Source organism: Rhodoferax ferrireducens (genome assembly GCF_049302455.1).
GTDB classification, from domain to species: domain Bacteria; phylum Pseudomonadota; class Gammaproteobacteria; order Burkholderiales; family Burkholderiaceae_C; genus Rhodoferax; species Rhodoferax ferrireducens_B.
The window spans coordinates 15,975-41,974 of sequence record NZ_JBAQMD010000015.1 but is presented as its reverse complement, the minus strand read 5'-3'; the positions used below and the strand labels follow the sequence as shown (position 1 = coordinate 41,974).

30 protein-coding genes are annotated in these 26,000 nt (G+C 60.9%); 17 read left to right on the top strand and 13 right to left on the bottom strand.

The features are described 5' to 3' along the window. Nucleotides 1-4: 4 nt before the first annotated feature. Genes WA157_RS01970 through WA157_RS01960 form a run of 3 tightly spaced genes read right to left on the bottom strand, consistent with a single transcriptional unit; the run spans nucleotide 5 to nucleotide 3,335 of the window. Nucleotides 5-1,240: a Zn-dependent hydrolase gene (locus tag WA157_RS01970; protein WP_422619354.1), complete on the bottom strand. Its 1,236-nt coding sequence runs from the start codon at nucleotides 1,238-1,240 to the stop codon at nucleotides 5-7. Further along, complete coding sequence (locus WA157_RS01965; protein WP_422619353.1) at nucleotides 1,237-2,469, bottom strand: diaminopropionate ammonia-lyase; 1,233 nt, start codon at nucleotides 2,467-2,469, stop codon at nucleotides 1,237-1,239. The genes WA157_RS01970 and WA157_RS01965 overlap by 4 nt, the downstream gene beginning before the upstream one ends. Nucleotides 2,470-2,483: 14 nt before the next feature. Beyond that, nucleotides 2,484-3,335 (bottom strand): MurR/RpiR family transcriptional regulator, encoded by an 852-nt coding sequence (locus WA157_RS01960; protein ID WP_422619352.1) that lies wholly within the window; start codon nucleotides 3,333-3,335, stop codon nucleotides 2,484-2,486. A gap of 209 nt (nucleotides 3,336-3,544) precedes the next feature. Between WA157_RS01960 and WA157_RS01955 the strand changes: the two genes are divergently transcribed. The 14 genes from WA157_RS01955 (at nucleotide 3,545) to WA157_RS01890 (ending at nucleotide 17,806) form a co-directional block, all read left to right on the top strand. Next, nucleotides 3,545-4,342, top strand: a complete 798-nt coding sequence (locus WA157_RS01955; protein ID WP_422619351.1) for a transporter substrate-binding domain-containing protein — start codon at nucleotides 3,545-3,547, stop codon at nucleotides 4,340-4,342. Nucleotides 4,343-4,440: 98 nt separating this feature from the next. Beyond that, complete coding sequence (locus WA157_RS01950) at nucleotides 4,441-5,103, top strand: amino acid ABC transporter permease (RefSeq protein ID WP_422619350.1); 663 nt, start codon at nucleotides 4,441-4,443, stop codon at nucleotides 5,101-5,103. A 96-nt stretch (nucleotides 5,104-5,199) separates the two neighbouring features. Further along, the gene (locus WA157_RS01945; RefSeq protein ID WP_422619349.1) at nucleotides 5,200-5,844 is read left to right on the top strand and encodes an amino acid ABC transporter permease; all 645 of its coding nucleotides are present in this window, start codon (nucleotides 5,200-5,202) and stop codon (nucleotides 5,842-5,844) included. A 3-nt stretch (nucleotides 5,845-5,847) separates the two neighbouring features. Beyond that, on the top strand, nucleotides 5,848-6,606 hold the full coding sequence (locus tag WA157_RS01940; RefSeq protein WP_422619348.1) for an amino acid ABC transporter ATP-binding protein: 759 nt from the start codon (nucleotides 5,848-5,850) through the stop codon (nucleotides 6,604-6,606). A gap of 50 nt (nucleotides 6,607-6,656) precedes the next feature. Next, complete coding sequence (uraD, locus tag WA157_RS01935) at nucleotides 6,657-8,441, top strand: 2-oxo-4-hydroxy-4-carboxy-5-ureidoimidazoline decarboxylase (RefSeq protein ID WP_422619347.1); 1,785 nt, start codon at nucleotides 6,657-6,659, stop codon at nucleotides 8,439-8,441. A 40-nt stretch (nucleotides 8,442-8,481) separates the two neighbouring features. Next, complete coding sequence (locus WA157_RS01930; protein ID WP_422619346.1) at nucleotides 8,482-9,705, top strand: M20 family metallopeptidase; 1,224 nt, start codon at nucleotides 8,482-8,484, stop codon at nucleotides 9,703-9,705. Nucleotides 9,706-9,916: 211 nt separating this feature from the next. After that, nucleotides 9,917-11,548, top strand: a complete 1,632-nt coding sequence (locus WA157_RS01925; protein ID WP_422619345.1) for a peptide chain release factor 3 — start codon at nucleotides 9,917-9,919, stop codon at nucleotides 11,546-11,548. A 25-nt stretch (nucleotides 11,549-11,573) separates the two neighbouring features. After that, complete coding sequence (locus tag WA157_RS01920) at nucleotides 11,574-12,425, top strand: HAD-IIB family hydrolase (protein WP_422619344.1); 852 nt, start codon at nucleotides 11,574-11,576, stop codon at nucleotides 12,423-12,425. 74 nt (nucleotides 12,426-12,499) lie between these two features. Next, nucleotides 12,500-12,955, top strand: a complete 456-nt coding sequence (locus tag WA157_RS01915; RefSeq protein WP_422619343.1) for a DUF2721 domain-containing protein — start codon at nucleotides 12,500-12,502, stop codon at nucleotides 12,953-12,955. A 36-nt stretch (nucleotides 12,956-12,991) separates the two neighbouring features. Further along, a complete protein-coding gene (locus WA157_RS01910) occupies nucleotides 12,992-14,881 on the top strand; it encodes an ATP-binding cassette domain-containing protein (RefSeq protein ID WP_422619342.1) in 1,890 nt (629 codons plus the stop codon). Nucleotides 14,882-14,912: 31 nt separating this feature from the next. Beyond that, nucleotides 14,913-15,221, top strand: coding sequence for a DnaJ domain-containing protein (locus tag WA157_RS01905; RefSeq protein WP_422619341.1), 309 nt, complete (start codon nucleotides 14,913-14,915; stop codon nucleotides 15,219-15,221). Continuing rightward, on the top strand, nucleotides 15,218-15,766 hold the full coding sequence (locus WA157_RS01900; RefSeq protein WP_422619340.1) for a hypothetical protein: 549 nt from the start codon (nucleotides 15,218-15,220) through the stop codon (nucleotides 15,764-15,766). Before WA157_RS01905 ends, WA157_RS01900 begins: the two co-directional genes overlap by 4 nt. Nucleotides 15,767-15,777: 11 nt before the next feature. After that, a complete protein-coding gene (locus WA157_RS01895; RefSeq protein ID WP_011462963.1) occupies nucleotides 15,778-16,524 on the top strand; it encodes a hypothetical protein in 747 nt (248 codons plus the stop codon). A gap of 31 nt (nucleotides 16,525-16,555) precedes the next feature. Beyond that, entirely contained in the window at nucleotides 16,556-17,806 is a 1,251-nt protein-coding gene (locus tag WA157_RS01890) for a hypothetical protein (RefSeq protein WP_422619339.1), read from the top strand. Between the two features lie 17 nt (nucleotides 17,807-17,823). On the opposite strand, the gene WA157_RS01885 is transcribed toward WA157_RS01890, so the two are convergent. Then, nucleotides 17,824-18,246: a cyclic nucleotide-binding/CBS domain-containing protein gene (locus tag WA157_RS01885; protein WP_422619338.1), complete on the bottom strand. Its 423-nt coding sequence runs from the start codon at nucleotides 18,244-18,246 to the stop codon at nucleotides 17,824-17,826. A 275-nt stretch (nucleotides 18,247-18,521) separates the two neighbouring features. Here WA157_RS01885 and WA157_RS01880 point away from each other — a divergent pair, with 275 nt between their 5' ends. The 3 genes from WA157_RS01880 (at nucleotide 18,522) to WA157_RS01870 (ending at nucleotide 21,113) form a co-directional block, all read left to right on the top strand. After that, entirely contained in the window at nucleotides 18,522-19,037 is a 516-nt protein-coding gene (locus tag WA157_RS01880) for an anti-sigma factor domain-containing protein (RefSeq protein ID WP_422619337.1), read from the top strand. 46 nt (nucleotides 19,038-19,083) lie between these two features. Next, a complete protein-coding gene (locus WA157_RS01875; protein WP_422619336.1) occupies nucleotides 19,084-19,761 on the top strand; it encodes a hypothetical protein in 678 nt (225 codons plus the stop codon). A 398-nt stretch (nucleotides 19,762-20,159) separates the two neighbouring features. Further along, complete coding sequence (locus WA157_RS01870) at nucleotides 20,160-21,113, top strand: SDH family Clp fold serine proteinase (protein ID WP_422619335.1); 954 nt, start codon at nucleotides 20,160-20,162, stop codon at nucleotides 21,111-21,113. Nucleotides 21,114-21,676: 563 nt separating this feature from the next. On the opposite strand, the gene WA157_RS01865 is transcribed toward WA157_RS01870, so the two are convergent. From WA157_RS01865 to WA157_RS01825, 9 genes are all read right to left on the bottom strand, one after another. Then, nucleotides 21,677-21,835: a hypothetical protein gene (locus tag WA157_RS01865; protein ID WP_422619334.1), complete on the bottom strand. Its 159-nt coding sequence runs from the start codon at nucleotides 21,833-21,835 to the stop codon at nucleotides 21,677-21,679. Between the two features lie 204 nt (nucleotides 21,836-22,039). Beyond that, entirely contained in the window at nucleotides 22,040-22,303 is a 264-nt protein-coding gene (locus WA157_RS01860; RefSeq protein WP_422619333.1) for a hypothetical protein, read from the bottom strand. Next, nucleotides 22,300-22,509, bottom strand: a complete 210-nt coding sequence (locus WA157_RS01855; protein WP_422619332.1) for a hypothetical protein — start codon at nucleotides 22,507-22,509, stop codon at nucleotides 22,300-22,302. Before WA157_RS01855 ends, WA157_RS01860 begins: the two co-directional genes overlap by 4 nt. Next, complete coding sequence (locus tag WA157_RS01850; RefSeq protein ID WP_422619331.1) at nucleotides 22,509-22,742, bottom strand: hypothetical protein; 234 nt, start codon at nucleotides 22,740-22,742, stop codon at nucleotides 22,509-22,511. The genes WA157_RS01855 and WA157_RS01850 overlap by 1 nt, the downstream gene beginning before the upstream one ends. Further along, a complete protein-coding gene (locus WA157_RS01845) occupies nucleotides 22,739-23,047 on the bottom strand; it encodes a carbohydrate-binding family V/XII protein (protein ID WP_422619330.1) in 309 nt (102 codons plus the stop codon). Before WA157_RS01845 ends, WA157_RS01850 begins: the two co-directional genes overlap by 4 nt. 2 nt (nucleotides 23,048-23,049) lie before the next feature. Then, nucleotides 23,050-24,111, bottom strand: a complete 1,062-nt coding sequence (locus WA157_RS01840; protein ID WP_422619329.1) for a phage major capsid protein — start codon at nucleotides 24,109-24,111, stop codon at nucleotides 23,050-23,052. Between the two features lie 109 nt (nucleotides 24,112-24,220). After that, complete coding sequence (locus tag WA157_RS01835) at nucleotides 24,221-24,484, bottom strand: helix-turn-helix transcriptional regulator (protein WP_422619328.1); 264 nt, start codon at nucleotides 24,482-24,484, stop codon at nucleotides 24,221-24,223. Beyond that, entirely contained in the window at nucleotides 24,481-25,305 is an 825-nt protein-coding gene (locus tag WA157_RS01830) for an ATP-binding protein (protein ID WP_422619327.1), read from the bottom strand. Before WA157_RS01830 ends, WA157_RS01835 begins: the two co-directional genes overlap by 4 nt. After that, the gene (locus WA157_RS01825) at nucleotides 25,289-25,990 is read right to left on the bottom strand and encodes a hypothetical protein (protein ID WP_422619326.1); all 702 of its coding nucleotides are present in this window, start codon (nucleotides 25,988-25,990) and stop codon (nucleotides 25,289-25,291) included. Before WA157_RS01825 ends, WA157_RS01830 begins: the two co-directional genes overlap by 17 nt. Between the last annotated feature and the right edge of the window lie 10 nt (nucleotides 25,991-26,000).

Genomic DNA, 26,000 nt, shown 5'->3' with positions numbered 1-26,000 from the left:
GCCATCACGCAGGGCGGTTGGCCAGCGCCAGCACCACCTGCAGCAGCACCTGCGCGCCGCGTTGCAGGTCGGCCGGCTCGGTGTGCTCGCGCACGTTGTGGCTCAGGCCGCCCACGCTGGGCACAAAGATCATGGCGCTGGGGCAGATGCGGGCCAGCATTTGTGCGTCGTGCCCGGCTCCGCTGGGCATGCGCTGGTGGCTTGCGCCCAGGGCCTGCGCCTGCTGCTCCACGAGATTGACCACCATGGGGTCAAAGGCCACGGGCTCAAAGCGAGCCAGCGTGCGGTGGGTGATGCGCACGCCCTCAGCCTGCGCGGCCTGCTGGGCGTAGGTGTGTAAATCGTTTTCAGCCTGCGCCAGCGCGGCGCTGTCGGTGTTGCGCAGGTCCACGGTGAACACGGCTTTTTGCGCGATGACGTTGACCAGGTTCGGGCTCAGCCGCACCGCACCCACGGTGGCCAGTTGACGACCACCCAGGCGTGCGCTCAGTTCGCGCACAAACACCGCGACCTGTGCCGCGACCAGCGCGGCATCGTGGCGCAGCGCCATGGGTGTGGTGCCGGCGTGGTTGGACTGGCCTTCCACCGTGAACTCGGTCCACGAGATGCCTTGCACGCCTTCGACCACGCCGATTTGCAGACCCATTTTCGCCAGCACCGGGCCTTGCTCGATGTGCAGCTCCACATAGCTGTCCACCAGCGGCGCGCCCACGGGAGCCGTGCCCTGGTAGCCGATGCGTTGCAGCTCGGCCTGCACGGTTACGCCATCCGCATCGCATGTGGCTAGCGCGTCTGACAGGGGCAAGCCGCCCACGTAGACCAGGCTGCCCATCATGTCGGGCTGAAAGCGTGCGCCTTCTTCGTTGGTGAACACGGCCACAGCCAGTGGGCGGCGGGTTTGCAGGCCGACCTCACGCAGCGTGGCCACCACTTCCAGGCCGGACAGCACGCCGTAGTTGCCGTCATACAGGCCGCCGGTGCGCACGGTGTCGATGTGTGAGCCCATCATCACCGGGGGCATGTCCTCGGTGCCGGGGGTGGTGCCGACGATGTTGCCAATGGCATCGATGTCGACGCGCATGCCCAACTCGCGCATGCGCGCCACCGTCCAGTCGCGCCCCTCACGGTCGGCATCACTCAGGGCCAGGCGGTTGACACCGCCAGCGGGCAGCGCGCCGATCTGGCCCAGCGCCTGCAGGCTGGCCAGCAGGCGTGGGCCGTTGATCTGTGGGGCGGTCATGCCGCTGCCCCATCCTGCAGCACCTGGGCGGCGCTTCGGCCCACCAGTTGCTGGTACAGGGCGGGGTCGGTGTCGCCCTCGCTGCCAAACAGCAGCACGCGGCTCTCTACCCCCAGGCCGAGTGACGCGCGGGCGGTGCTGTCTTGGGCGCTGAGCAGGGCTGCGGCCAGGCCCGCCACGGCGGACTCACCGGCGACGATGACCGGGTCACCCCCTTGCGGGCCGGCCAGCAGGCGCATGGCATCAACCGCGGCGGCATCGGGGATGGTGCAAAAGGCATTGGCACCGGTGGCCAGAATGTCCCAGGCCAGCAGGGAGACTTCGCCACAGGCCAGGCCGGCCATCAGCGTGTCCAAGTCGCCCTTGACCGCGACCACCTCACCGGCGCGCGCGCTTTGCAGCAGGCAGTCGGCACGCTCGGGCTCCACCACCACAAACACCGGGCGCTGCTCGGCGCTGCGCTCCCAGAAATAGGCGCACACCGCCGCCGCAAAGCCGCCGACCCCGGCCTGCACAAACACGTGCGTGGGCCACTGCGGCAAGGCGCTCACGGCCTCGTGCACCATGAGTTGGTAACCCTGCATCACGTCACGCGGAATGTCCATGTAGCCGGGGTAAGAGGTGTCGGAGATCACAAACCAGCCATGGGCCTTGGCATCGCGGTCGGCCTGCTGCACCGAGTCGTCGTAGTTGCCGCTGGTGCGCAACACCTGCGCGCCGTAGCGGGCGATAGCCGCTTTGCGCCCCTCGCTCACGCTGGCGTGGATGTAGATGACGCAACGGCAGCCCAGCATCTGCGCACCCCAGGCGACCGAGCGGCCATGGTTGCCGTCGGTGGCGCAGGTGACGGTGATGTCGCCGCAGGACTGGCGCAGCGCGGCATCACTCTGAAGCTCGACATGGCTCACCGGGCGGCCCAGGCGCTGGCCCAGCTCGCGGCACAGCAGGCGCGCCACGGCATAGGCCCCGCCCAGCCCTTTGAAGCTGCCCAGGTCAAAGCGGGCAGCTTCATCCTTGTAGTGGATGCTGGCCACGCCTGCCTCGCTGGCCAGATGGGGCAAGGCGCACAGGCGGGTCACGGCATAGCCCGGCCAAGTGCTGATGACGGTTTGCGCCTGCGCCAGGGCGCTTGCGCTGAGCAGGGTGCTGCGATGTGCGCCATAAGGCTCGGCTTGCTGGAAGCGAGCATTGGACAGCAGAGTGAACGGGTGTTTTGCAAGTTGTGGCATGGGCGTGCTTTGGTTTAAAGAGAGGGTTCCAGGTCGTCCAGTTGGGCATGGACTTGTTCGATGGCGGCCATGCGGGCGCGGGCTTTTTTGGGCAGGTGGGCCAGCGTGGCGGTGGCCAGGTAATTGATGAGGCTGATGACTCCCACATAGGAGTCAAAAATGGCCTCACCCTGCGGCGGGCAACTGAACAGGGCCTGGGCGCGTGCCGCCAGCGCCGAGACACGCGCATCGCTGACCAGCACCAGCGCGGCACCGGCCTCGCAGGCAATGCCCACCACCTGGCTCAGGCGGCGCGTGCGGCGGCGAAAGTCCATGGCCAGCAGCACGTCGCCACTTTGTATCTCTGCCAACAGTTCGGCATCTTCACCCGAACCCTCGTTGAGCAGATGCACCTCAGTTCGCAACTGCGACAGCAGGGCCTGGGCGTAGAAGGCGGCCATGTAGCCGTTGCGATAGCCCACCACCCAGACGCGGCGTGCACCCACCAGCAGCTTGGCCGCCTGCTGCACGCTGGCATCACTCAGGCTCTCAGCCAGCGCCTGCAACTGCTGGGCATCTTGCGCAATGTGCTGCTGCAAGGGGCTGGCGCGCAGGCCCTGCTGCGCCACGCGACCCAAGGGTGAGGGCTGGGGCGCGCCCTGGCGCTGGTGCTGGCGGAAGGCCAGAAAGTCGGCAAAGCCCAGGCGCTTGAAGAAGCGCGCCGTGCTGGCCTTGGAGACACCGGCCAGCGCCGCCAGCTCGGTGGCACTGTAGGCCAGCAGGTTTTTTTCATGGGCCAGCACTACGTCGGCCAGCTTGCGGTCCACCAGGGACAGCGCCTCGTAGTGGGCCTGGATGCGCTCGCGCAGGGTGATGATCTGGGTCATGACAAGGCCGCCGGTTGGTTTTGGTGCTGACTTCCCCAAAACGGGGCGTTTGCACCAAGTAGAAACACATTTTTCATGAATTAATGCTTGAGAAACAGATATTTCATATTGTCCACCATCTGTTTGCAAGGGCAATGCCAGGCCAAACAGGTGGCACACATCTTGCGCAAGGCTTGGCGTGTCCCACTTATCTTGAACAGGAACCCTCCATGAAATTCAAACTGCTTTCTACATTGGCTGGTGTGTTTGCCAGCGCCGTTTTGTCCATGGCCACACCGGCCCATGCGGCGGACGATTCGCTGACTTCGATCCTGGCCAAAAAGTCCATCGCGCTGGGCGTGGCCTCCGACTTTCCGCCCTATGGCTACATGGGTCCCGACTTCAAGCTCACCGGTGTGGACGTGGCCACGGCGCAGCTGATTGCCGACAAGCTGGGTGTGAAGGCCGAGTTGGTGCCGGTGAGCACACCCAACCGCATTCCCTACCTGCAGACCAAGAAGATTGACCTGATCGTCTCGGCCCTGGGCAAGAACCCCGAGCGCGAGAAGGTGATCGACTTCACCGTGGCCTACGCCCCGTTCTTCCAGGCCGTGTTTGGCCCCAAGGCGCTGAGCATCAAGAGCTTTGACGACCTAGCGGGCAAGAGCATTGCCGTGACGCGCGGCACCATTCAGGACGACGTGCTGCAAAAGGTGGCCCCGCCCACGCTGAAGATCCAGCGCTTTGAAGACGATTCCACCACGGTGGCCGCCTTCATTTCGCAACAAACCCAGTTGCTGGCTACCGGCGCTGCCGTGGCGGCGGCTGCGGTGCAGAAGAACCCGCAAGTGCAGGCCGAATACAAGCTGCTGCTGAAAGACTCGCCCAACTTCATCGGTGTGCGCAAGGGCGAAACCGCGCTGATGGCCAAGGTGAACGAAATCCTGCTGGCAGCCAAGGCCGACGGTACGCTGGAGAAATACTCACAAAAATGGCTGGGCCGCGGCACGGGTGTGTTGCCTGAGTAAGCCTCAAGGCAATACTGTTCATTTGCCGTTCGGGCTGAGCTGGTCGAAGCCCTGCGATCCTTCGACAGGCTCAGGACGAGCGGGTGTGAGGTACTCCCATGATTGAATTCAACTTTGGCACCGTGCTGGCCCAGTGGCCCATGCTCTTGCGTGGGCTGGGCCTGACCGTGCTGCTGACCGCCTTCTCGGCGGTGCTGGGCTCCCTGGTGGGCACGGCCTGCGCCTGGGCGCGGCTGCATGGCGGCCCGATGCTGAAACGGGGGGTGGGTGCCTATGTGGAACTGGTGCGCAACACGCCCTTCATCATCCAGTTGTTCTTCATCTTCTTTGGCCTGCCCTCGCTGGGGCTGCGCCTGTCAGTGGAAATGGCGAGCGTGTTGGCCATGGTGTTGAACCTGGGGGCTTATGCGTGCGAGATCGTGCGCGCCGGGCTGCAGACCACCCCCAGGGGCCAGTTGGAAGCGGCCATGAGCCTGGCGCTGACACCATGGCAGACCTTCTCGCGCGTGGTGCTGCCCCCGGCACTGGCGCGCATCTGGCCAGCGCTGGTGAGCCAGATCATCATCGTCATGCTGGGCTCGGCGGTGTGTGGGCAAATCTCGGCGGAAGAACTCTCGCAGGCGGCCAATCTGATTTCCAGCCGCACCTTTCGCAGTTTTGAGTCCTACATCATCGTGACCGGCATCTACCTGCTGCTGGCCATTGCGCTGCGGCAGTTGCTGTACTGGCTGGGGCCGCGCTTCATCTTTTCCAGCCGCTAGCACCATGGCCCCACGCTTGTCGCTTCGCGTACTGCGCTGCCCCCAAGGGGCCGTCGTCGCCTTGGGGCGGCCCGGCGGCGACTAACGAGGATCACCATGGTTCAGTTTTCTCTCTGGGACATCTTCACCTTTTTGCTGGGAGCGCTACGCTGGACGGTGGCGCTCTCGCTGATGGCCTTCATGGGCGGTGGCCTGGCCGGCCTGGGCCTGCTCTTGCTGCGCTTTACCAAGCTGCGCGGCGCGGCCACGGCGGTGGCCTGGTATGTGCAAATCTTTCAGGGCACGCCGCTCTTGATGCAGCTCTTTTTGGTCTACTTCGGTCTGGCCTTGGCTGGCCTGGACACCTCGCCGCTGGTGGCGGCGGCGATTTGCCTCACCTTGTATGCCAGCGCCTACCTGACCGAAATCTGGCGTGGTTGTGTCAACGCCATTCACAAAGGCCAGTGGGAGGCCTCCACCAGCCTGGCGCTGACTTTTACGCAGCAAATGCGTTACGTGATCCTGCCCCAGGCCGGGCGCGTGGCGATTGCGCCCACGGTGGGCTTTCTGGTGCAGATCATCAAGGGGACTGCGCTGGCCTCGGTGATCGGCTTTGTGGAGCTGACCAAGGCCGGGCAGATGATCTCCAACGCCACCTACCAACCGTTTCTGGCCTACGTCTTTGTGGGCCTTTTGTACTTTGCCCTGTGCTACCCGCTGTCGTGGTGGAGCCAGCGGCTGGAAAACCGCCGTCTGGCCTGACCTATGACTCAATCTTCAACTCCTCCGTTTGCGCTGGTTGACATCCGTGGCCTGCACAAAAGTTATGGCCCCACCGAAGTGCTCAAGGGCATTGACCTGCAGGTGGGCCGCAAGGAAGTGGTCTGCATCATCGGCAAGAGCGGCTCAGGCAAGAGCACGCTGTTGCGCTGCATCAACGGCCTCGAAACATTCGAGCGCGGCAGCCTGTCGGTGGACGGCCAGGCCCTGCAACACGGCGATGCCAACGCCATGCGCGAGCTGCGCCAGCAGGTGGGCATGATTTTCCAGAGCTTCAACCTGTTCCCGCACCTGAGCGCCGGGCGCAACGTGATGCTGGCCCCGACCCTGGTCAAGGACTTGCCCAAGGAGGAGGCGCGCGCACGTGCCCAAGCGCTGCTGGAGCGCGTGGGATTAGGCAGCCTGTTTGATCGCATGCCCGATCAGCTCTCGGGCGGGCAACAGCAGCGCGTGGCCATTGCCCGTGCGCTGGCCATGGCACCCACCGTGCTGCTGTGCGATGAAATTACGTCGGCGCTGGACCCGGAACTGGTGGGCGAAGTGCTGCAGGTGGTGGAGATGCTGGCCGTTGATGGCATGACCCTGATTCTGGTCACCCATGAGATGGCCTTTGCCCGCAAGGTCAGCGACCGCGTGGTGTTCATGCACCAGGGGCTGATCCACGAAGCGGGCACGCCGGACGAGATTTTTAACCACCCGCAGACACCCGAGCTGCGGCAGTTTCTGTCGGCCTTGCGCGACTGATCCTGAAAAGTGTCGGCTGCGACCGTGGATGCCAATCGAAAATTCATGCCATGGCAACGCCACCCTTGACTTTGGACCAACTCAACGCAGCGCCGCTGGACGAAGTCTGCGCCATGCTCGCCGGCCTGTACGCGCACGCCCCCTGGATTGCCCGCGCGGCCCTGCAGCAGCGTCCCTTCCGGTCGCTGGCGCAGTTCAAATATGCGCTCTGCCAGGTGGTGACGAATGCCGGCAAGGACGCACAACTCGCACTTCTGCGCGCCCAGCCCGAGCTGGCGGGCGAGGCCATGGTGGACAAAAGCCTCACAGGCGAATCCACCAACATGCAGAACAAAGCAGGCCTCACGCCATGCACGCCCGCTGAATTTGAAAAAATCCAGCAGCTCAACAGCGACTACAAGGCCAGGTTTGGTTTTCCCTTCATCCTCGCACTGGGTGGGCCGCGCGGTCTGGGACTGCAAAGAGCCGAGATCATGGCCACCTTTGAGCGGCGACTGCAGGGTCACCCTGACCCTGAGTTTCAGGAAGGCTTGCGAAATCTGCACCGCGTTGCCGAGATTCGCCTCAACGACAAGTTCGGTAGGTCGATTGAGCGCGGCAATAGGGTATGGGACTGGCAGGAAGCGCTGGCGCAGTACAGCGACCCCGGCTACGCCGAACTGGGGCAACTCACCGTCACCTACCTCACCGACGCCCACCGCGCCTGCGCACAGCGCATCAGCAACAACATGCGTGAGGCCGGGTGCGACGACGTGCATATCGACGCTGTCGGCAATGTGGTGGGGCGCTACAAGGGCACGGGCGAAAACCCCAAGGCCCTGATGACCGGCAGCCACTACGACACCGTGCGCAATGGAGGCAAGTATGACGGACGCCTGGGTATCTATGTGCCGCTGGCTTGCGTGCAACGGCTTAAAAGAGCCAACAAGCGCCTGCCCTTCGATCTGGAAATCATTGCCTTTGCTGAAGAAGAGGGCCAGCGCTACCAAGCCACTTTTCTCGGCTCCGGCGCGCTCACCGGTGACTTCAAGCCCGATTGGCTCGATCAGGTGGATGCCGAGGGCATCAGCATGCGCCAGGCCATGGAACATGCGGGGCTCTGCATTGACGACATCCCCAAGCTCAAGCGCATCGCCTCTGACTACATGGGCTTTGTGGAAGTGCATATCGAGCAAGGGCCGGTGCTGAACGAGTTGAACTTGCCGCTGGGCATCGTCACCTCCATCAACGCCTGCGTGCGCTATACCGGCGAAATGCTGGGCATGGCCAGCCATGCCGGAACCACGCCAATGCACTGTCGCCGCGATGCGGCTGCAGGTGTCGCCGAGCTGATGCTCCATGTCGAAAGCCGTGCGGCTGCCGATGGCGATTCAGTGGGCACCGTAGGCATCCTGAATGTGCCTGGCGGCTCCATCAATGTGGTGCCCGGGCGCTGCCAGTTCTCGCTGGACTTGCGCGCACCCACCAATGCGCAACGCGATGCCTTGGTCAGCGATGTGCTGGCAAAAATTGAGCAGATAACCAAGGCACGCGGCCTGCATTACCACCTGACCGAGACCCTGCGTGCCAGCGCCGCCCCCAGCGCTCCCGCCTGGCAGCAACGCTGGGAAGCCGCGGTCGCAGCGCTGGGCCTGCCGCTGCACCGCATGCCCAGCGGCGCGGGCCATGACGCCATGAAGCTGCACGACCTTCTGCCCCAGGCCATGCTGTTTGTACGCGGTGAGAACGCAGGCATCAGCCACAACCCGTTGGAGTCCAGCAGCAGCGACGACATGCAGCTTGCCGTGCAAGCGTTTGAACACCTTCTCAACTCTCAGGCGCAAGAGCTAAGCTGAGGCCTGTGCCCTCAGCCCTGTACTTTTGACTGGAACACCCATGAACCACTACGAACAACTCGACGCCTGGATTGACGCGCACTTTGACGAGCAGGTGAAGTTCCTGCAGCAACTCATTCAGGTTCCCACCGATACCCCTCCGGGCAATAACACACCACACGCCGAGCGCGCTGCCGACTTGCTCGACGCCATGGGACTGACAACCGAGCGCCACGCCGTTCCCCACGAGTTGGTCAAGGCCGCGGGTCTGCAAACCATCACCAACCTGGTCGTGCGCCGCCCCTACGGCGCAGGCCGCACCATCGCGCTCAACGCCCACGGCGATGTAGTGCCTCCCGGTGAAGGCTGGGTGCACAAGCCCTACGGAGGTGAGATTGAAAACGGCAAAATTTACGGCCGCGCCGCGGCGGTGAGCAAGTGCGATTTCTCCACTTACGCCTTTGCCGTGCGTGCGCTGGAATCGCTGGGCATCGCCCTGCATGGCAATGTGGAACTGCTGTTTACCTACGACGAAGAGTTTGGTGGTGAAGTGGGCCCGGCCTGGTTGCTGCAAAACAAGCTCACCAAACCCGACCTGATGATTGCAGCGGGTTTCAGCTACCAAGTGGTGACGGCACACAACGGTTGTCTCCAAATGCAAGTCACGGTACACGGCAAGATGGCGCACGCGGCCATTCCCGAAACCGGCATTGACGCGCTGCAAGGTGCCAACAAAATCCTGACCGCGCTGTATGCGCAAAACACGCTGTACAAGCAGATCACTTCAAACGTAGCAGGCATCAAGCACCCCTACCTGAACTTCGGCAGCATTGAAGGCGGCACGAACACCAATGTGGTGCCGGGACGCGTGACTCTCAAGCTTGACCGCCGCATGATCCCCGAGGAAAGCCCGGCCGAAGTGGAAGCCAATATCCGCCAGCTGATTGCCGATGCCGCAGCGCAAACCCCAGGCATCACCGTGGAGGTCAAGCGCATTCTGCTGGCCCATGCATTGAAGCCGCTGCCGGGAAACAAGCCGCTGGTGCAAGCCCTGCAAAAACATGCCAGCGAGGTGTTTGGCGAACCGATTCCCGCGCTGGGCACGCCGCTCTATACCGATGTGCGGATCTTCTGCGAGGCTGGCATTCCCGGTGTCATTTATGGCGCCGGCCCGCGCACGGTGCTGGAGTCCAACGCCAAGCGTGCCGATGAGAACCTCGATTTGCAGGACCTGCGCCGCGCCACCCAGGTCATCGCACGCAGCCTGCTGGATTTGCTCGGCTGAGCGCTTGAAGACTGCCCCTATATGGTCACTGGCGACGGTGGCATGCGGAAAATGTGGGCACGCCACGCCGAGGGCGGCTAGCCTCAGCCACCTCCGGTAAAATCAGACGCATCCGGGCACTCGCCCGCATGCGCCGCGCCGCATGGCAGACCGGGCTATCGCCGGGTTCTGACGCAGGATGCGCGCGCTCTGACCCATTTCTGGAATTCTTGTGTCCTACACCGCTGAAACCCGCCGCCGCCGCACCTTTGCCATCATTTCCCACCCCGACGCGGGCAAGACCACGCTGACCGAAAAGCTGTTGCTGTTCTCGGGCGCGATCCAGATCGCCGGCTCGGTGAAAGCGCGCAAGGCCACGCGCCACGCCACCAGCGACTGGATGGAAATCGAGAAGCAGCGCGGCATCTCAGTAGCCTCCAGCGTGATGCAAATGGTCTACCGCGACCATGTCATCAACCTGCTCGACACGCCCGGCCACAAAGACTTCTCGGAGGACACGTACCGCGTGCTGACGGCGGTCGATTCGGCGCTGATGGTGATTGACGCGGCCAACGGGGTCGAGTCGCAAACCCGCCGCCTGATCGAGGTCTGCCGCCAGCGCGACACCCCCATCATCACCTTCATCAACAAGATGGACCGCGAAGTGCGCGATCCACTGGACATACTGGACGAAGTCGAGCGCGAACTCGGCATGCCCTGCGTGCCGATGACCTGGCCGGTGGGCCAGGGCAAAACCTTTGCCGGCATCATCAACCTGCGCACGCAAGTCATGACGGTGTTCGAATCGGGCAGCGAGCGCTTGCCGCACGACTTTGACGCCATGCCACTGTCCGACCCCGCTGCGCTGCAAAAGCGCTTTGGTCATGAATGGGACACGGCGCTGGAGAGCATGGAACTGGCCACCGGGGCCTCCCCCACCTTTGACCGCGAAGCTTTTCTGGCCGGCAAACAAACCCCGGTGTTTTTTGGCTCCGGCGTGAACAACTTTGGCGTGATGGAAGTGCTGGACGCCCTGGTGGACCTGGCACCGTCGCCGGGTCCGCGCACCAGTTCCTTCATCGTCAACAAACAGCCCGTCATCAAGCAAGTGCAACCCGAAGACGATGCGTTCTCCGGCGTGGTGTTCAAGGTGCAGGCCAATATGGATGCCAACCACCGCGACCGCATTGCGTTCGTGCGCATCGCCTCGGGCAAGTACTCGCCGGGCATGAAGCTCAAGGTCATGCGCACCGGCAAGGAACTGCGCCCGACCAGCGTGGTGACCTTCATGAGCCAACGCCGCGAGGCGGTCGAAGAAGCCTACGCCGGAGACATCGTGGGCTTTACCACCCACGGCGGCGTGCAACTGGGCGACACCATCACCGATGGTTCCGTCAACCTGCTGTTCACGGGTTTGCCGTTTTTTGCGCCCGAGATGTTCATGACCGTGGTGCTGAAAAACCCGCTGCGCACCAAACAATTGCAGCAGGGACTGGCGCAGCTCGGTGAGGAAGGCGCCATTCAGGTGTTCAGACCCGAGATGGGCGGCAACATGCTGTTAGGGGCCATTGGCCAATTGCAGTTTGAAGTGGTGCAGCACCGCCTCAAGGGTGAATACGATGCCGACATCCGCCTGGAAGCAAGCCAGTACACCGGCGCGCGCTGGATCACCGCCGACTCCCCGGCAGAGCTGAAAGAATTTGTCCACGCCTACCCGCAGCGCATGGCGCGTGACGCCGCCGACACGCTGGCCTACTTGTGCACCAGCCCCTACGACGTGCGCCTGGCGCAGGAACGTTTTCCGAAAATCCACTTTCACCCGCTGCGCGAGCACGCCGGCTTGGCGCTGCAAAGCGCAGCTTGACGCAGGGGCAAGCGACGAGCGAACCATGAAGGCGCTTGCTTCCTGGCCCCCACAAGACCGCCGCCAGCTCATTGGCGTCTTCACCGACATCGATGACACGCTAACGACAGACGGGGCCATCACACCAGATGCGCTGCAGGCGCTGACCCGTTTGAAAGCGGCCGGCTTGCATGTGATCCCCATCACCGGGCGGCCGATTGGCTGGTGTGAGCCGTTTGCCAATGGCGACCCGGCGCGCGCCATCGCACCCTGGCCGGTGGATGCCATCGTGGCAGAAAACGGCGCGGTCGCCTTTGCCACCGATCATTTATGCCAAATCAGCCTGCAGCCCCCGTGGAATAAGCGTATGAAGCTATCAAAACTATATCAACATTCAGACGCCGCGCGGGCCAGCAACTTCACCCGTCTGCAGCAAGTTGCAGCCCAGGTGCTGCACGACGTACCCGGCGCCAGGCTGTCGCAGGACTCGCCCGGCCGCAAGACCGACATCGCCATTGACCACAGCGAATTTGCCCACCTGCCGCCCGACCAGATTGCCCGGGTGGTGGCCATCATGCGGGCCGCCGACATGAACGCTTCTGTGAGCAGCATCCACATCAACGGCTGGTTTGGCAGCCACAACAAGCTTGAGGGCGCGCGCTGGATCGTGCGCGAATTGTTCGGGCGTGATCTGGATGCCGAACTGGATCAATGGGTGTATGTGGGTGATTCCACCAACGACCAATTGATGTTTCAGCACTTCAGGCACAGCGTCGGCGTCGCCAACATCCTGCGCTTTGCGGCCGAGCTGACGCACCATCCGCGCTACATCACCCGCAGTGAACGCGGCGCCGGTTTCGCGGAAGTGGCGCACACCATCCTCGATGCGCACGGTTAATATGAGGTTTTTGCGGCCAAGCCTGCAGCCGATCCAGGCACCGCCCCTAACCCAGCCTAAACAAGCGAAGCGCCATGTTTTTCACCACTGATCTCGCCACGATCTCGCATGGCATTCAGCTTGCCGTCGCCCCGGTCTTTCTGCTCACCGCCGTGTCCGGCATGATTGGCGCGGTGGCGGGGCGGCTGGCGCGCATCATCGACCGCGCCCGCCTGCTGGAAGATCGGATCGAAGCGGCGCCGGCGGCCAAGCCCATGGCGGCGGAGTACACCGAGCTGGCACGCCTGCGCAAACGCGGCGCGCTGGTCAACGCCTGCATTGCGCTGCTGACCTTTTGCGCCATTTTGATCGGCCTGACCATCGTGGTCCTGTTTCTCGGTGAAACGACAGAGTTGCAGATTTATCGCGTCGCAACCTTCTGTTTTCTGTCGGGGGTTCTTTTTTTCCTGGCGGCGCTGCTGTGCTTTTTTTGCGAGACCCTGTTGGCCACGCGTATTCTCAAGTTTGCGCGCCCCCCAAAAGACGTTTAAGCCAGGTTATTCAGGGGGCAGGATAATCCTCCCCCTATGGCATTAATTACCTTTCTCAACGCGCAGCTGGCTTTCGGCCATGTTCCCCTGCTCGATCACACCGACTTTGCTCTGGAGACGGGCGAACGCGTCGGCCTGATCGGGCGCAACGGCACGGGCAAAACATCATTTTTGAAAATCCTGGCCGGGCTCGAAAAGGCCGACGACGGCGTCTTGCAGTTGCAGCAAAACCTGCGCCTGGCGTATGTGGCGCAGGAGCCGCAGCTTGACCAGGATGCTACTGTTTTTGTAGCTGCTAGCGCAGGTATCGCGGGGGTTATCGCCCTGATTGATCAATATTGCGAGGGGGTGGGCGACCTTGATGCGCTGCAAAGCCAGATTGAAGCGCTGGGCGGCTGGAACTGGGAGCAGCGCGTCACCGAGACGCTGCACCGCCTGCATCTGAACGAAAACGACATCGTCGGCACGCTCTCCGGCGGCACCAAAAAGCGGGTGGCGCTGGCGCAGGCGCTCGTGGCCGAGCCCGACGTGCTGCTGCTCGATGAACCCACCAATCACCTCGACCTGGACTCGATCGAATGGCTGGAAGACCTGCTGATCGGCTTCAAGGGCAGCGTCGTCGCCATCACCCATGACCGGAGTTTTCTGGACCGGGTCGCGACCCGCATCATTGAGCTGGACCGCGGCATCTTGCGTTCCTATGACGGCAATTACGCCCGCTATCAGATTCTCAAGGAAGATCAGCTGGCGCAGGAAGCGGTCATCAGCGCCAAGGCCGACCGGCTGCTGGTGCAGGAAGAAATCTGGATCCGCAAGGGCGTGGAAGCGCGGCGCACCCGCAGCGAGAGCCGCATCGTGCGCCTGGAAAACCTGCGCGCCAGCCGCAAGGCGCACCGCGAAGCCGTTGGCAAGGTCAAGATGGACGTGGCGTCCGGCGCCGTGAGTGGCAAGCTGGTGGCCGAGTTGACGCAGGCCAGCCTGTCCTTCGGCGACAAAGTCATCATCAAGGACTTTTCGGCCACCATTTTGCGCGGCGACAAAATCGGCTTGATCGGCCCCAATGGCGCGGGCAAGACGACCTTGCTCAAGCTCATTCTGGGCGAATTGGTACCGGACAGCGGCAAGATTCGCCAGGGCACCAACCTGCAGGTCGCCTACTTTGACCAGATGCGCAACGCGCTCGACCTCGACGCCACGCTGGTGGACTTCATCAGCCCGGGCAGCGAGTGGATCGAAATTGGCAACCAGCGCAAGCACGTCAAAAGTTACCTGGGCGACTTTCTGTTCTCACCGGCACGCGCCAACTCGCCCGTGCGCTCGCTCTCGGGTGGCGAGCGCAACCGGCTGTTGCTGGCGCGCCTGTTTGCCCGTCCCGCCAATGTGCTGGTGCTCGATGAGCCGACCAACGATCTGGACATTGAAACGCTGGAACTGCTGGAAGAACTGCTGCAAAACTACGCGGGCACCGTGTTTCTGGTCAGCCATGACCGCACCTTCCTGGACAACGTGGTGACCAGCACCATTGCCTTTGAGGGCGACGGGCTGTGGCGCGAATACGAGGGTGGCGTGCAGGACTGGCTGCTGCAATCCAAACGCAGCAAGGAGATTCAGAACGCTACTATTTCAATAGCAGTCAACGCACAACAGACGGGGGCTAGAGGCCAAAAAAACACCAAGTCCAGCGACAACACGAAAACCGTGACGGCGCAAAAACTCAGCAACAAGGCGCAGCGCGAAGTTGACACGCTGCAGGCCAGAATTGACGTCCTGGAGCAGGAGCAGGCCGCCCTGCGCGCCACCCTGACCGACGCCAACCTCTATGCCAAAGACCCGGCACGCGCGACCGAGCTTTATGCGCGCGACGCGGCGATAGATGAGGAACTGCTGGCGGCGCTGACCCGCTGGGAAGAACTCTCGGCCATCTGAACCAGAGCGCCTTCAGACCCTCAAAGCACGCATGACCGACCACTACGCCACTCTGGGCCTGCGCAGCGATGCGACGCTGGCCGCCATCAAGAAAGCCTTTCGCCAACAGGCCTCGCTGCACCACCCCGACCGCAATGCGGCAGCAAGCGCCCCCGCGCGCTTTCGTGCCGTGCAAGAGGCTTACGAGGTGCTCTCCGATGCGGCCAAACGCCAGGCTTACGACGACAATCGGCGCCGCAACCTGCTCGACAGCCCGATCGATACCGCACGCGAGATTTGGCACAATTATTTCGATCAGTTGCTGCGCAACGTCCAAGACATAAAGACTCCAAGACCATGAATATTTCGCCCTTTTTCCGCAACCTGCGCTCGGCCTACCAGGCCGAGCTGGAAGACTTGAGGTCTGACTCCGAAGGCCGTGACGTGATGCGCCAGCGCCTGACCCAGCGACGCAAGGAGCTGAAATTCCTGCTGCAGATGATGGAGCTCAGTCCCGAGATGGTGGCGGTGATCCTGCATCAGGGCTTTACCTTCAAATCGCCTGCGATGATGGAACATCTCTTGAGCCTGGCGCCGGAGGATTTCCCCGACTGGGACAGCCTGAGCGACGCGATTCAGCCGGCGCCTTGGGCGCAAGACTTGATCCAGGTCATCCGCAAAGAGCCCGTGGGCGACTGGTTTTTGACCGTTGCCGCCGGTTTGGAATACATGCACCACAAGCCCAGCACAGCGCCCGCCCACATCCATGAGCCTGAGGAGGACGCGGATGAAGACCTTGAGGCTGAAATGAACCCGTTGGACGCCGAAGAAGAAAGCGACGCCCGTTCGCGCGAAGAAGCCGGCGCCGACTGGATGGTCGAGCAGGGCTTCGACCGCAAAGATTAAGTCAAATAAATATGAACCACCTTGCCCTCATCACCAAAACCCAAAGCCTGATAGCAGCGGGCGACATCGTTGGCGCCGAGTCCGCCCTGGTCGAGCTGGCCGACACCGAGGGCGATTCAGCGCTGATGCTGGTGCTGGAGCAACTGCCGCCCAAAGACATCCTGGCGGTGATCCGCGAATACGACAACTCGCGCGAGTCTGTCATCAACCTGCTGGTGACGCCAAAGCAGTTTGCCCACGCGGTGGTGATTGAAAAGCAATACAAGGACCTGACCCGTACCCACCTGCGCGGCATGGTCAACTCGATCATCTTCAGGGATGGCTCAGATCCACTTGAGTTTTTGACGGCCATGGGCGACCTCGAAGGTGGTGCCGAGGCGCTGGCCGACTATTTTGAAGAAAAGTGGAGCCGCATCGAGGCCTTTGCCCGCACCGGCACCTTTGATGCCGTCGACGACGATGGCCAGATGCTGTCCGAGACCGCACTGCTGGGCTCGGCCTACGTGCCCCCGCGCATCGAACAGGATGAAGTGGCCGACCAGGACTGGATGGAGCTGGCCTGGATCCTGCGCTATCGGTGCCCCGACCTGTTCATTGAAATGCTGCTGGTGCTGCGCGCCAAAGCACGTGCGTTTGAGGCCGGACTCAGCGAGGAAGAAGAAACACCGGAGGATGATGGCAAGGTCGAAACGGGCGACACCGACCGCGGCAAAGCCACGCCGGCAGCACTTGAGTCCGATGAAGAGTCCGCCATCTAACGGCCACAAAAACCCAGCGCATTGCGTCACCATGCCCAAGTCTCCTGGCGCTGCCGCGTCCCTCGCCCCAGCGTCATCCGTCTCGCTCTACGACACGCGCCCGTTTTTTGAAAAGGCGCTGGTGTTCGGCGTGCAACACGGCATCATCGACCAGCAAAAGCTGGATGCCATTGACAACGATGCCCCCAAAGGCATGGTGCAAATTGCGCGCTATTTTGGCACTGAGTTTTTGCGCCCGGAGCTTGAAAAAGCCAAAGATCGAATCATCAATCTGGTCAGCCTCTATCTGGAAAACAGCAGCGGCGGCGATTTGCGGCTGGCCGCCGAATCGCTGCGCGATCATTCATTTTTGTCGCGCTCCAAGGGCGGCTCCGACCTGCTCAAGGCCTTGCTGGCCATGCCCCAGAACAGCCACTTTGGAATGAATGAGCGTGCCGGCTTCAGCGATGACAAGATTCCGCTGCTGGCCAAATGGTCGCTGGCCAGCCTGAGCGACTACCAGGCCGAGCTGGCCAAACGCAGCCAGGTGGCCCAGACAATGGACGCGGCCATCTGGTTGGCGGGCGCACTGGGCATGGAGGCCGACGAACTGGAAGACGCCAGCCCGGATGCCGAGGCCGTGATCCGCACCGCGCTGCTGACGCTGGCCTGCCGACGCCGCACGATGCCCGATTGGGTCGGGTTTGAAAAGATGGTGCTGGCGCTGCGCAAAAAGTATGAGGCGGCTGCTGACGCGAGCAGCCTGTTCCCAATCGCCATGCCGGCCAGGCTGCCGATCCATTTCAAAGCCGTGCTACAAAAAGTACAGCAGTCGGTAGCGGCTGATTTGCCAAAAATTCTGGACGCCAAAGTTCCCGTCAGAAAGCTGTTTAACCAAACGCCCGCCTTTGTGGGTCGGTACTTTTGGGTCGAAGACAGCTTGAGCGAAGTCGACCACTATGACCGCTCGGCGTCGCTGGCCTGGCACAAGGTCACCGGTGGGCACAGCGACGACAGCTCATTGCTCACCCTGTTCTTGTGTGTGGCCACTGAGACCGCCCCGAAAACCCTGCTGACTGAAAAAAACGCCACCGCGTTGATTCGCAAGATCCGAAAAACCGGCCTCAAACCCGACCTGGCCAGCCAGTACGTGGCGCTGCATGCCCCGGCGCAGCACCAGAGCGACTATGCCCGCTTGTGGAATGACTTCTTGCTGGATGCACAGCCCACGCTGCAAAGCGACCGGGACTATGGACTGCAGGACGCCTTGACCCTGTTGCGCCGTGAGTGCAATGTGAAATAGATGCTGGCCCGAGGCGGCTAGCGAAGGTGTTCGCGCCGCCGCGCTTCGAAGACGTACTCTTCCAGGTCCGGGTCCATCGCATTGCGCGACGAGATGATGCCCACCGGGCGGCCATTCTCCACCACAGGCACATGACGGAAACCGTTTTCCTGCATGATCAGCAGTGCGTGTCCATAGGTCTTGCCCGGCTCCAGCGTTTTGGGGTCGACTGTCATGACCTCGGTGAGCTGCGTGGTGTTGGCATCGCGTCCTTTCGCAATCACGCGAAAGACCGCATCGCGTTCCGTAAAAATCCCAAGCAGATGATCGTCGGCAACCACCAGGACGGCGCCAACATTGCGGTCGGCCATCAACCTGGCGGCGTCGCTGACAGTGGTTTCTGGTGGCGCAGTCAGAAACTTCTTGCGCTCCATGATGCTTTTAATAGGTTGATCAAACATGACGGTCTCCAATAGTGCATGCTAGCGGCCTTTTGAACTGCTCTTTTGACCCAGATCAAAACTCGCTTGAGAAGCCCGGAGCCAATGCGACCAAATTGCGGCCAAATGCTTCACCATACTGTCGTCGCCATTGAATCGGCGGCAATTTGCCGCTCCGATTCGACGCCCTCCCACCACGAAAAAGACCGCCACGGACGTCACTATTTTTTGCGTTAGGATAAACAGATTGACAGCTTCAAACCGCAGTTTTTTGTTTCACCCCACCAAGGACATTCATGCTTGATTCCACGCAAGCCCAAGCGCCGCGCGGCCATGGCGCATGGTGGCGTGCGGCCACCATTGCTTGCCTGCTGGTCATCGCCATCGCCACCGCCACGGGCGTGAGCATGTTTGAGCAGTTCAAGGCGCAGATTCATCATCTGCAAACCCAGCTGCAAAGCACCGCGCAGATCAAATACATTGCGGTGCTACTGGACGACAGCCAGGCCCCCGCCATGTTGATCACGCTGGACCCCAAAGAGGCGGCGCTGCAAATTCAGCGCCTTAATGACGTGACCGAGGGTCGCGCCGACAGCATGCAACTGTGGGCGCTGGCCGCCGACGGCCAGCCGCGCTCACTGGGAATTTTGACCAGCAAGGGCAAGACCTTGCGACTACCAGTCAACGACAAAGCGCTGGTTGACGTGTCCCAGCTCGCCATCAGTGTAGAAAACAAGGACGAGACAACGCAGCGCAGCCAACCCAGCCTGCCTTATCTATTCAAGGGCGCGGTCGTGCAAAAAGCTTTGTAGACCAACACGAATTCCTATCACCATCCCACTCTCAGAGGTTTCCCCCATGTCACTTTCCAGCGCAACACTGTCAGCCATTCAACAGGCTGGCTCCGCCGCCTACGCGGCCGATACCGAGCTCAAAAATGCAGTCAAAGACTATGCGGCGCGTGTGAACGCCGCGATGAGCGCCAACCCCTATGGCCTGGGCAATGACGCGTTGTTTGAAAACTGGAAGGTGGTGGCCCGACTCTCGCAGACGATGAGCGGGATCGAAGAGGAACTCAAAAAGGTCTTCCGCGTCGCCTCAGAATTGATCGCCGACGACCAGCCCAGCGTGCGGGAACTACCGGCTCTTGCCGCGCCAAAAGGGCCTGTAGCGGGACAGGCCTTGAGCCGTCAACAGGACCTGACGACGACCGATGTGGTGGTCAAGCGAAAGAAAAAAACCGCAACATCGAAAACCCGAAAGCTCAAGACCAAGGCGAACTCGCGCCCGGCCAAGCCCACTGGCACGGCAACCAGCCCGGTGGAACTCGGCGGGAACGCCGCCAGACTGCTGCAGCACTTGAAGACCCTGCTGGACGCCGACAAATTTACCGTGATCAATCAGACCGCGGTTGGGCAGGCAACCGGCATTCCCCTGGGGTCCATGACAGCGGCCATCAAGAAGCTGACTGCCAGCGGCGCCATCATGGCCGGGCCAACCGGGAGCTTCAAGCTGGCAGATTTCCACGGCGCGTAGCCAAGGGGAGAGACCGGTTTAGTCTGGGTATTTATCGACTGGAGGTGAAGGGAATCGAAGTGTTGTTTGTATGCCGCATAAACACTGGGTTTCCTCAATTCGATTTATTTTTGTTCCCCCGCCTGTTCCCCGTGGCCATGGGTTCTATTCCCTGTTTTCTGAGTTTCTCAAAACATGATAGCCCGTCTTTACCGTGCCACCCCACCAAAACGACCCACAAGCGCACTGCAGGGTGTGAGGCATGGGCAAAACGATTAAGGTTGTGGCGGGCTTCTCGCTATGCCCCAGCGCCCTTTTCGGATTCTGGGGCGTCTCTGAAATTTGCGTCAGTTTTCTACAAAACTGCAGTTTTCTCGATATTGGTATGCAATTTTTGTGCTGCCCAGTAAACTGCAGCCATGACAAACGTCGACATAATTACCTACGCTGGGGAAATCAACCTCAAAGGCTACGAGGCAATTTGCAATTTGCTAGCCCAAAAAAAGGCGGACAAAGCTCTGCTAGTCATATCTACACCTGGCGGAGACCCGCATGCTGGGTTTAGGATTGCCCGTGCGCTACAGCACACCTATGAAAGTTTCGACGCGTTAATTCCTGGCTCATGTAAGAGCGCGGGTACTTTGGTAATAATTGGCGCCAAGAAGCTCTACCTTGATGACATGAGCGAGCTCGGGCCGCTCGACGTTCAGGTGAAAAAAAGTGATGAGGTGGTTGGCCGAAATTCGGGCCTAGATATTTTGCAGGCGGTTAACTACTTGCAATCACAGGCGATGAATGCATTTCGCGGCTATCTACTTGAACTTACCCGCGATGCCGGACTCTCAACAAAGGTGGCCTCGGATATCTCATCCAAGCTGACAACAGGGCTTTACGAGCCCGTTTTTGCTCAGATTGACCCTATGCGACTGGCTGAGATGCAAAGAGCGATGGAAATTGCTTTTGCATATGGAAACCGTCTTAACGATAAAAGCGGTAATTTGAGGGCAGGCGGACTCGGCCAACTTGTAACAGGATACCCATCACATGGTTTTGTAATTGATCGCAAGGAAGCTAGAACCATCTTCACGGCAGTGGAGAAGCCAGAGGGCACATTGCTAGAGATAAGCAAGGGTTTAAAGGCTCAAATGCTGCCAAATATCTATTCCTCGATCCCAGAAGTCAACATATACTGTATTGGAGATCCAAATGGAGCAACATCAAGTGAAACAGCATCAAATTCCGTATCAGGTTCAGCAGGCAATGCGCCAAGCGATGGAGCGGACAACGGAAATAGCGAAGCTGAGTCAACACAAGGTGACTCAAACAACGACGCAGCAGCCAACCAAAGTGGCGCTCCCGCAGAGGCTGCGTGAAGCGCTTTTGCAGCACTGAGCACAGCAAGGCAACTCTATCTAAGCGGTTTCACCCGCTCTCCCACTCGGGCCTTGACGTAGTGCTCGGTCATAGCTCGGTTCTTGTGCGCCAGCAACTCCCACCGGTTCACCATCAATTCAAAAACTCGGGTTGCAGCGCTCATGGCGGACTCCAAAGAATCAGCTTGTTAAACCGGCTGTTAAACCTTCGCTCATTTGCTGAAATTCAAATGCAGTTGAGCTCGGTGCTCCCATTGGTAAAACATCGGTTTTTGCGCAGAAACGTTTTGATTAACAGACACCATTTGTTGATTCCAGTTTGAAAAGGGGAAAATAATCTGTGCGTGCCTTAACGTGCGGTCTAGAGGTGCAAGGTTTCCCAACATTTGACCCACCCCCCCGGTGTCGGTTTACCTCTTTCGCCCATTTCGGCTCCAAAAATTGTCTGGGTTTATGAAAGCGAACCTTCACGCTCGGTCTCTAGGCTAAAGCCCCCAAGACGAAATAACCCCCCCGGTGTTGGTGTCGCGCCGCCGCACCAGATCAATCCAGGACATGCGATCTCAGGCCGGCCCAGCCCATCCATCTGCAGCCGTCTCGCGCTGCGTCTTGCGGTCGTGGCAGGGTTTGGCCATTGACTGCCAATTGTGTTCAATGTCCCAGAACAGCACCATGTCGCCACGGTGCGGGATGATGTGGTCAACCACAGTCGCCAAGGTCACGCGCTTGCGTCCGTCATCACAATCCTCGCACTGGCATAGCGGGTGCGCTTGCAGAAACGCCTTGCTTGCCAGTTGCCATCTGTATGTGTAACCCCGTTCGGTGGACGTCGCCCCAGCCTTGCGCCACGAACCAGGCTGCATGACTGGAACACGGTCGGTTTTGGCCGTTGCCAAACGCGGTCTGAGCATGGACAGTTTCATGGATCAGTGCCAGACCTGCGGGACTTCGCAGCAGCCCAAGGCCGCCTGGCCAGTGCCACACTTCGGGCAACGCTCGACAAGACAGCCGTCGACGTGGAGCTGGCCCTTTTCGACGCCACAATCGCGGCAACGCGGGCCAGTGGCCTGATGGTCATCGCCGTAAGGGATGCGGTCAAATTCAACGCCACGGATGGTCTGTGTCGTTTCGTCCTGAGCCTCTTCAATGCGCTCAAGCCAGCCGGGGGCAAAATCTTCGGGGCGAATCATCTGTTTTCTCCTTTGTGTGGGTTCAAACGCAGCCAGTCGCGTGCATCGCTGACCGTGAGTAGCTCGGCCAGGTTTGCGCCACGAGAGAAAAGCCGGACGTGTGGTTTGCCCTCGGCCTTCAATTTCGGAGAAAAGAAAGCCAGCACGCCAATGCGATGCGCTTCGGTTGCAAGCTGCTTTTCTGGTGAATCGGACGGGCGCGGCATCAGTCGCAGTAAAAAATCGGCCCGTCGTCAACTTGGCAACCCGTGCGGCCGCCCATCAAATCCCAGAGCCGGACACGTTTACCATCGCATTCCGCGCGGTCGTCGCTGTGCAGGGCAATGACTTCATGGGGTAACGCGGCATCGCCGGCCGCCGGTGTGGCGAGCCCGATGCGCACATGCTCCACAAAGCTGGCCAGGTCGCCCCGGGTCAATGGTGTGTCGTCAGGAATCATTTTGCGTCCCTTCCATCAGCGCCGCGTTTCACAGCCAAAGTCCAAGCCGGCCCATCACCAGGGCGACTCGCGGTTTTGTAGTTGCAGTGCCAGAGGCTGCCGTTGTGCGTGGTGAATTGCCCCTTGTCGTACACCTTGCCGGCCTCGTGCGGCCCCTCATAAACCAGGGGTGCTTTCTCCAACTCGGCCATGCGGCCACTCAATTTTTTAATGCCAGCGAGCAGCACATCGGTCACATCCGTCAGCATGCCGACGGTCACCGGGGTCGTTGATTTGGATAATTCGGCCATGTTCGAGTCGCCCATGGTCAGACTCCGGCGTAGCTGGCGCCAGTGATACACACGACAGAGCCGGCCCGGGCCAGTTTCCAATTCATGCGGCGCGTGACGATCAGGCCAACGCTGTCAGTCTGAAAAAGGCTAACCATCGCGGTAGTCGAGGCTGCAGGAGTGGTGGTGTCGCCCGTCGGTGCGCTGTCCATTTCAACGGTCGCTTGACGGGAAAGCGCCAGCTCCGCGCCTTCATCGACCATGCAAATCGAGCCGGCATCCAACAACGTGATCGAGTATCCGTCGCTGTTTGGCTGGCATGCTGCGCTGACGATTGCGGGCAACCCGGCGAGCGAGCCACCCCGCGCGCCAAGGTCAGCGGCAGCACCACGGCCGCCAGCACGCAGGCCCAGTTTCGCGGCCAGTTTCGGGCTCATCACCCAGGCAGCGGTTTCAAGGTCGCCGGAGAAGGCGTCGAGGGCTGCGGCCAGGTCATCGGCAAAATCGGTGGTGGCGGCAATGGTCGCCGCGGCGTTCGTGACGCTGGCGGGCATCTCGCCAGCAATGCCGCCGTTGTCAGCGTCGATAAATGAGCGATCCGACAACTCGGCCACGGCCCGCGCCAGGTCGCGCCGGATCAGGTCTTCGGCCATCGGGTCGGCACTTTCCAACAGCTCTTTTGCAAGAACAACCAGAGCGGCAATTTTCAGCGAGGTCATCGTTTCGCGGTCGAAGGCGGTGGCGCTGACCGGTGTAGCTCGGCCTTGTGCAGTCCAGTAGGCGGTGGCGCCCGTGGACAGCGCGACGTATGGCGTGTTCACTGGCACGCGGCGCAGGCCCGCCAGCTTGCCCAGGATCGTCATCGGCCTCACGATTTCGATGAACTCGGCGACAGCCTGACGGGTGCCAGCAAGCTCGCTCAATGATGTGGTGGTGCCACCGCCGACGGCAGACTTAAGCAGCAAGTCAGCAACAGCGCTATTTGCACCCCACCGAGTAGCCGCGAGCGCGTGCGCAGCACCAGGGTCGCCTTGGCCCAGTGCACGCGCGATTGCCATGCGGGCGAAGGTCGTGCCTTTTTGCAAAATTTGAGTATTCATTTTTTTCGCTTTCAAAAATTAGTTTCGATGGCTCAATCGTCGGCCAATGCGTGGGCTTTGACCATGGCGCAGCGTGGGGTTCCATGGGGTTCCATGGGGTTGCGTGAACCTATTCGCAGCGCGTGGCCTCTATCCAGGCCGCCAGGTCGCTCAGGTTGTAAGTCACGCGATGCCCGCCACCGCCAAGCCGGTAATGCGGTGGTGCGGCGCCCTCAGAGCGTCGATTGGCAAGCGTGCCCGGCGCCAAGCCCAGCAGTTCGGCGGCCACTTCCTCGCCGATCCGGCCATCACCGCTGATAAAAGCCCCAGACTCGCGACAGGTTGCTTCCAGTGCGCGCCGGCAGGCCTCGATTCGATCCAGCGGGCCGGTCATTTGATTTGCCCCCGGTGGCTTGGCCAATCGCAAATCAGCAGTCGAGTTCCCTCGCGGAGCCGGTCATAAGCGCGGTCGCCCATGGCCGCTTTGAGCTCGATCGGCTTCAGGTTTGAAAGCACGACAGTCGGTCGCTCAAGCTGGTACCTGCGATCAACGATTTGAAAAAGTGTTTCCAGCTCGGCATCTGTCCCGCGCCCGACGCCCAGCTCGTCAAGTGCCAAGAGCGGGATGGTGCCCAGGTGCTCCAAAAGTTGATCGGTTGTTTCCAGCCCGTCTTCGATTTCCCAGAATGACCGCGACTCTTTGCTGTTCGACCAGCGCGCGCGCAACATGGTTTGAATTTGTCCAAAGGAGTGCATGCATGCAGCCAAGCTCCGCTCACGGATCGAATTGGAGACCAATGCAGCGCCCAGGTGCGTTTTTCCAGTACCGGGCAAACCCAGCAGCCACAAGCCACCGCCGGACGTCGTGGTGAACGTTTTCGCGAAGCCGACAACCGCGTCCAAAACTTCGCGCTGCTTGGGCGTAGTTGCCGTGAAGTTTTGAAAACTCGCGCGCAGGTTACGGCCGGCCAATCCGCAATTGCGCAGATTGCATTCAAGCCGTGCTTTCGCGACGGCAACACGCTGTTCGCGTGCTCTCTCGGCATCTTGCGCGGCAATGCGTTCTTGGGCTTCGCGTTCACACTCGGGGCAGTTGGCCCAGTGTCGGCCAAAGATGTGCATCGCTTGATAGCTGCCGTGAGTCGCGCATTCGCGTTTTATCGGGCCCGGTGCTGCGCCGCTTGCCGAAACACGATCATCAATCTGGGATTCCATCCTGCAAGCCTCCGTAGTAGTTGGGCTGGTCAAATCCGGTGTGACGGCTTGAGCCGGTGCGTTTGGAACTGTTCGCATTGAACTTGACCGCGTTTCCCACCCAGGTTCTCCATGCGGCTTGCCAATCCAAAAACAAACTGCCTTTGGACGTGTGGTGGTTTTTGAAGGCATCCAATTCGCCTTCAAGGTTCAACCCATTTTTTTCTGCCAGGGCTATCCCAGTGATGTTCGGTTGAAAGTTTTCAGGAAGTCGAGATTGTTTTTTTGGTCGGCTGGATTTCACCAATGATGTTTCTTTGGTGGTTAATGATGGTTTGTCTGCAATGGGTTGCAGGGGTTTTGGGCAATGCAGTGCAGGGGTATGCGCACTGCGGTGCAGGGGTGCAGCCGGGTGCAGGGGTGCAACGGGTTGCAGGGGTTCGGGCTGTTTTGTCGCCCCAACTTTGACCACAACTTTGTATAAATTGGTGCTGTGAGGCCCCTCGTTTTGGTGAATTTCTAACTCGCCACTTGCCCGAAGCGCGGCCAAAACATAGTTTGCATTGCGCGCTTTCATGCGGCATTTCTGCGCCAATGTGTTGACGGCCGGATACGCCCGGCCGTCGTCATCGGCAAAATCACCGATGGCCAGCAACATCAATAGTTCGCTTCCGCCGTGCTGTGAGTGCTCCCAAATACGGGCCATGGTTCGCACG

Excerpts from the sequence above, each read along its gene's own strand:
- WA157_RS01970 (WP_422619354.1), bottom strand. The coding sequence starts at position 1,240 with ATGACCGCCCCACAGATCAACGGCCCACGCCTGCTGGCCAGCCTGCAG.
- WA157_RS01965 (WP_422619353.1), bottom strand. The coding sequence starts at position 2,469 with ATGCCACAACTTGCAAAACACCCGTTCACTCTGCTGTCCAATGCTCGC.
- WA157_RS01960 (WP_422619352.1), bottom strand. The coding sequence starts at position 3,335 with ATGACCCAGATCATCACCCTGCGCGAGCGCATCCAGGCCCACTACGAG.
- WA157_RS01955 (WP_422619351.1), top strand. The coding sequence starts at position 3,545 with ATGAAATTCAAACTGCTTTCTACATTGGCTGGTGTGTTTGCCAGCGCC.
- WA157_RS01950 (WP_422619350.1), top strand. The coding sequence starts at position 4,441 with ATGATTGAATTCAACTTTGGCACCGTGCTGGCCCAGTGGCCCATGCTC.
- WA157_RS01945 (WP_422619349.1), top strand. The coding sequence starts at position 5,200 with ATGGTTCAGTTTTCTCTCTGGGACATCTTCACCTTTTTGCTGGGAGCG.
- WA157_RS01940 (WP_422619348.1), top strand. The coding sequence starts at position 5,848 with ATGACTCAATCTTCAACTCCTCCGTTTGCGCTGGTTGACATCCGTGGC.
- uraD (WP_422619347.1), top strand. The coding sequence starts at position 6,657 with ATGGCAACGCCACCCTTGACTTTGGACCAACTCAACGCAGCGCCGCTG.
- WA157_RS01930 (WP_422619346.1), top strand. The coding sequence starts at position 8,482 with ATGAACCACTACGAACAACTCGACGCCTGGATTGACGCGCACTTTGAC.
- WA157_RS01920 (WP_422619344.1), top strand. The coding sequence starts at position 11,574 with ATGAAGGCGCTTGCTTCCTGGCCCCCACAAGACCGCCGCCAGCTCATT.
- WA157_RS01915 (WP_422619343.1), top strand. The coding sequence starts at position 12,500 with ATGTTTTTCACCACTGATCTCGCCACGATCTCGCATGGCATTCAGCTT.
- WA157_RS01910 (WP_422619342.1), top strand. The coding sequence starts at position 12,992 with ATGGCATTAATTACCTTTCTCAACGCGCAGCTGGCTTTCGGCCATGTT.
- WA157_RS01905 (WP_422619341.1), top strand. The coding sequence starts at position 14,913 with ATGACCGACCACTACGCCACTCTGGGCCTGCGCAGCGATGCGACGCTG.
- WA157_RS01900 (WP_422619340.1), top strand. The coding sequence starts at position 15,218 with ATGAATATTTCGCCCTTTTTCCGCAACCTGCGCTCGGCCTACCAGGCC.
- WA157_RS01895 (WP_011462963.1), top strand. The coding sequence starts at position 15,778 with ATGAACCACCTTGCCCTCATCACCAAAACCCAAAGCCTGATAGCAGCG.
- WA157_RS01890 (WP_422619339.1), top strand. The coding sequence starts at position 16,556 with ATGCCCAAGTCTCCTGGCGCTGCCGCGTCCCTCGCCCCAGCGTCATCC.
- WA157_RS01885 (WP_422619338.1), bottom strand. The coding sequence starts at position 18,246 with ATGTTTGATCAACCTATTAAAAGCATCATGGAGCGCAAGAAGTTTCTG.
- WA157_RS01880 (WP_422619337.1), top strand. The coding sequence starts at position 18,522 with ATGCTTGATTCCACGCAAGCCCAAGCGCCGCGCGGCCATGGCGCATGG.
- WA157_RS01875 (WP_422619336.1), top strand. The coding sequence starts at position 19,084 with ATGTCACTTTCCAGCGCAACACTGTCAGCCATTCAACAGGCTGGCTCC.
- WA157_RS01870 (WP_422619335.1), top strand. The coding sequence starts at position 20,160 with ATGACAAACGTCGACATAATTACCTACGCTGGGGAAATCAACCTCAAA.
- WA157_RS01860 (WP_422619333.1), bottom strand. The coding sequence starts at position 22,303 with ATGATTCGCCCCGAAGATTTTGCCCCCGGCTGGCTTGAGCGCATTGAA.
- WA157_RS01855 (WP_422619332.1), bottom strand. The coding sequence starts at position 22,509 with ATGCCGCGCCCGTCCGATTCACCAGAAAAGCAGCTTGCAACCGAAGCG.
- WA157_RS01850 (WP_422619331.1), bottom strand. The coding sequence starts at position 22,742 with ATGATTCCTGACGACACACCATTGACCCGGGGCGACCTGGCCAGCTTT.
- WA157_RS01845 (WP_422619330.1), bottom strand. The coding sequence starts at position 23,047 with ATGGGCGACTCGAACATGGCCGAATTATCCAAATCAACGACCCCGGTG.
- WA157_RS01840 (WP_422619329.1), bottom strand. The coding sequence starts at position 24,111 with ATGAATACTCAAATTTTGCAAAAAGGCACGACCTTCGCCCGCATGGCA.
- WA157_RS01835 (WP_422619328.1), bottom strand. The coding sequence starts at position 24,484 with ATGACCGGCCCGCTGGATCGAATCGAGGCCTGCCGGCGCGCACTGGAA.
- WA157_RS01830 (WP_422619327.1), bottom strand. The coding sequence starts at position 25,305 with ATGGAATCCCAGATTGATGATCGTGTTTCGGCAAGCGGCGCAGCACCG.
- WA157_RS01825 (WP_422619326.1), bottom strand. The coding sequence starts at position 25,990 with ATGGCCCGTATTTGGGAGCACTCACAGCACGGCGGAAGCGAACTATTG.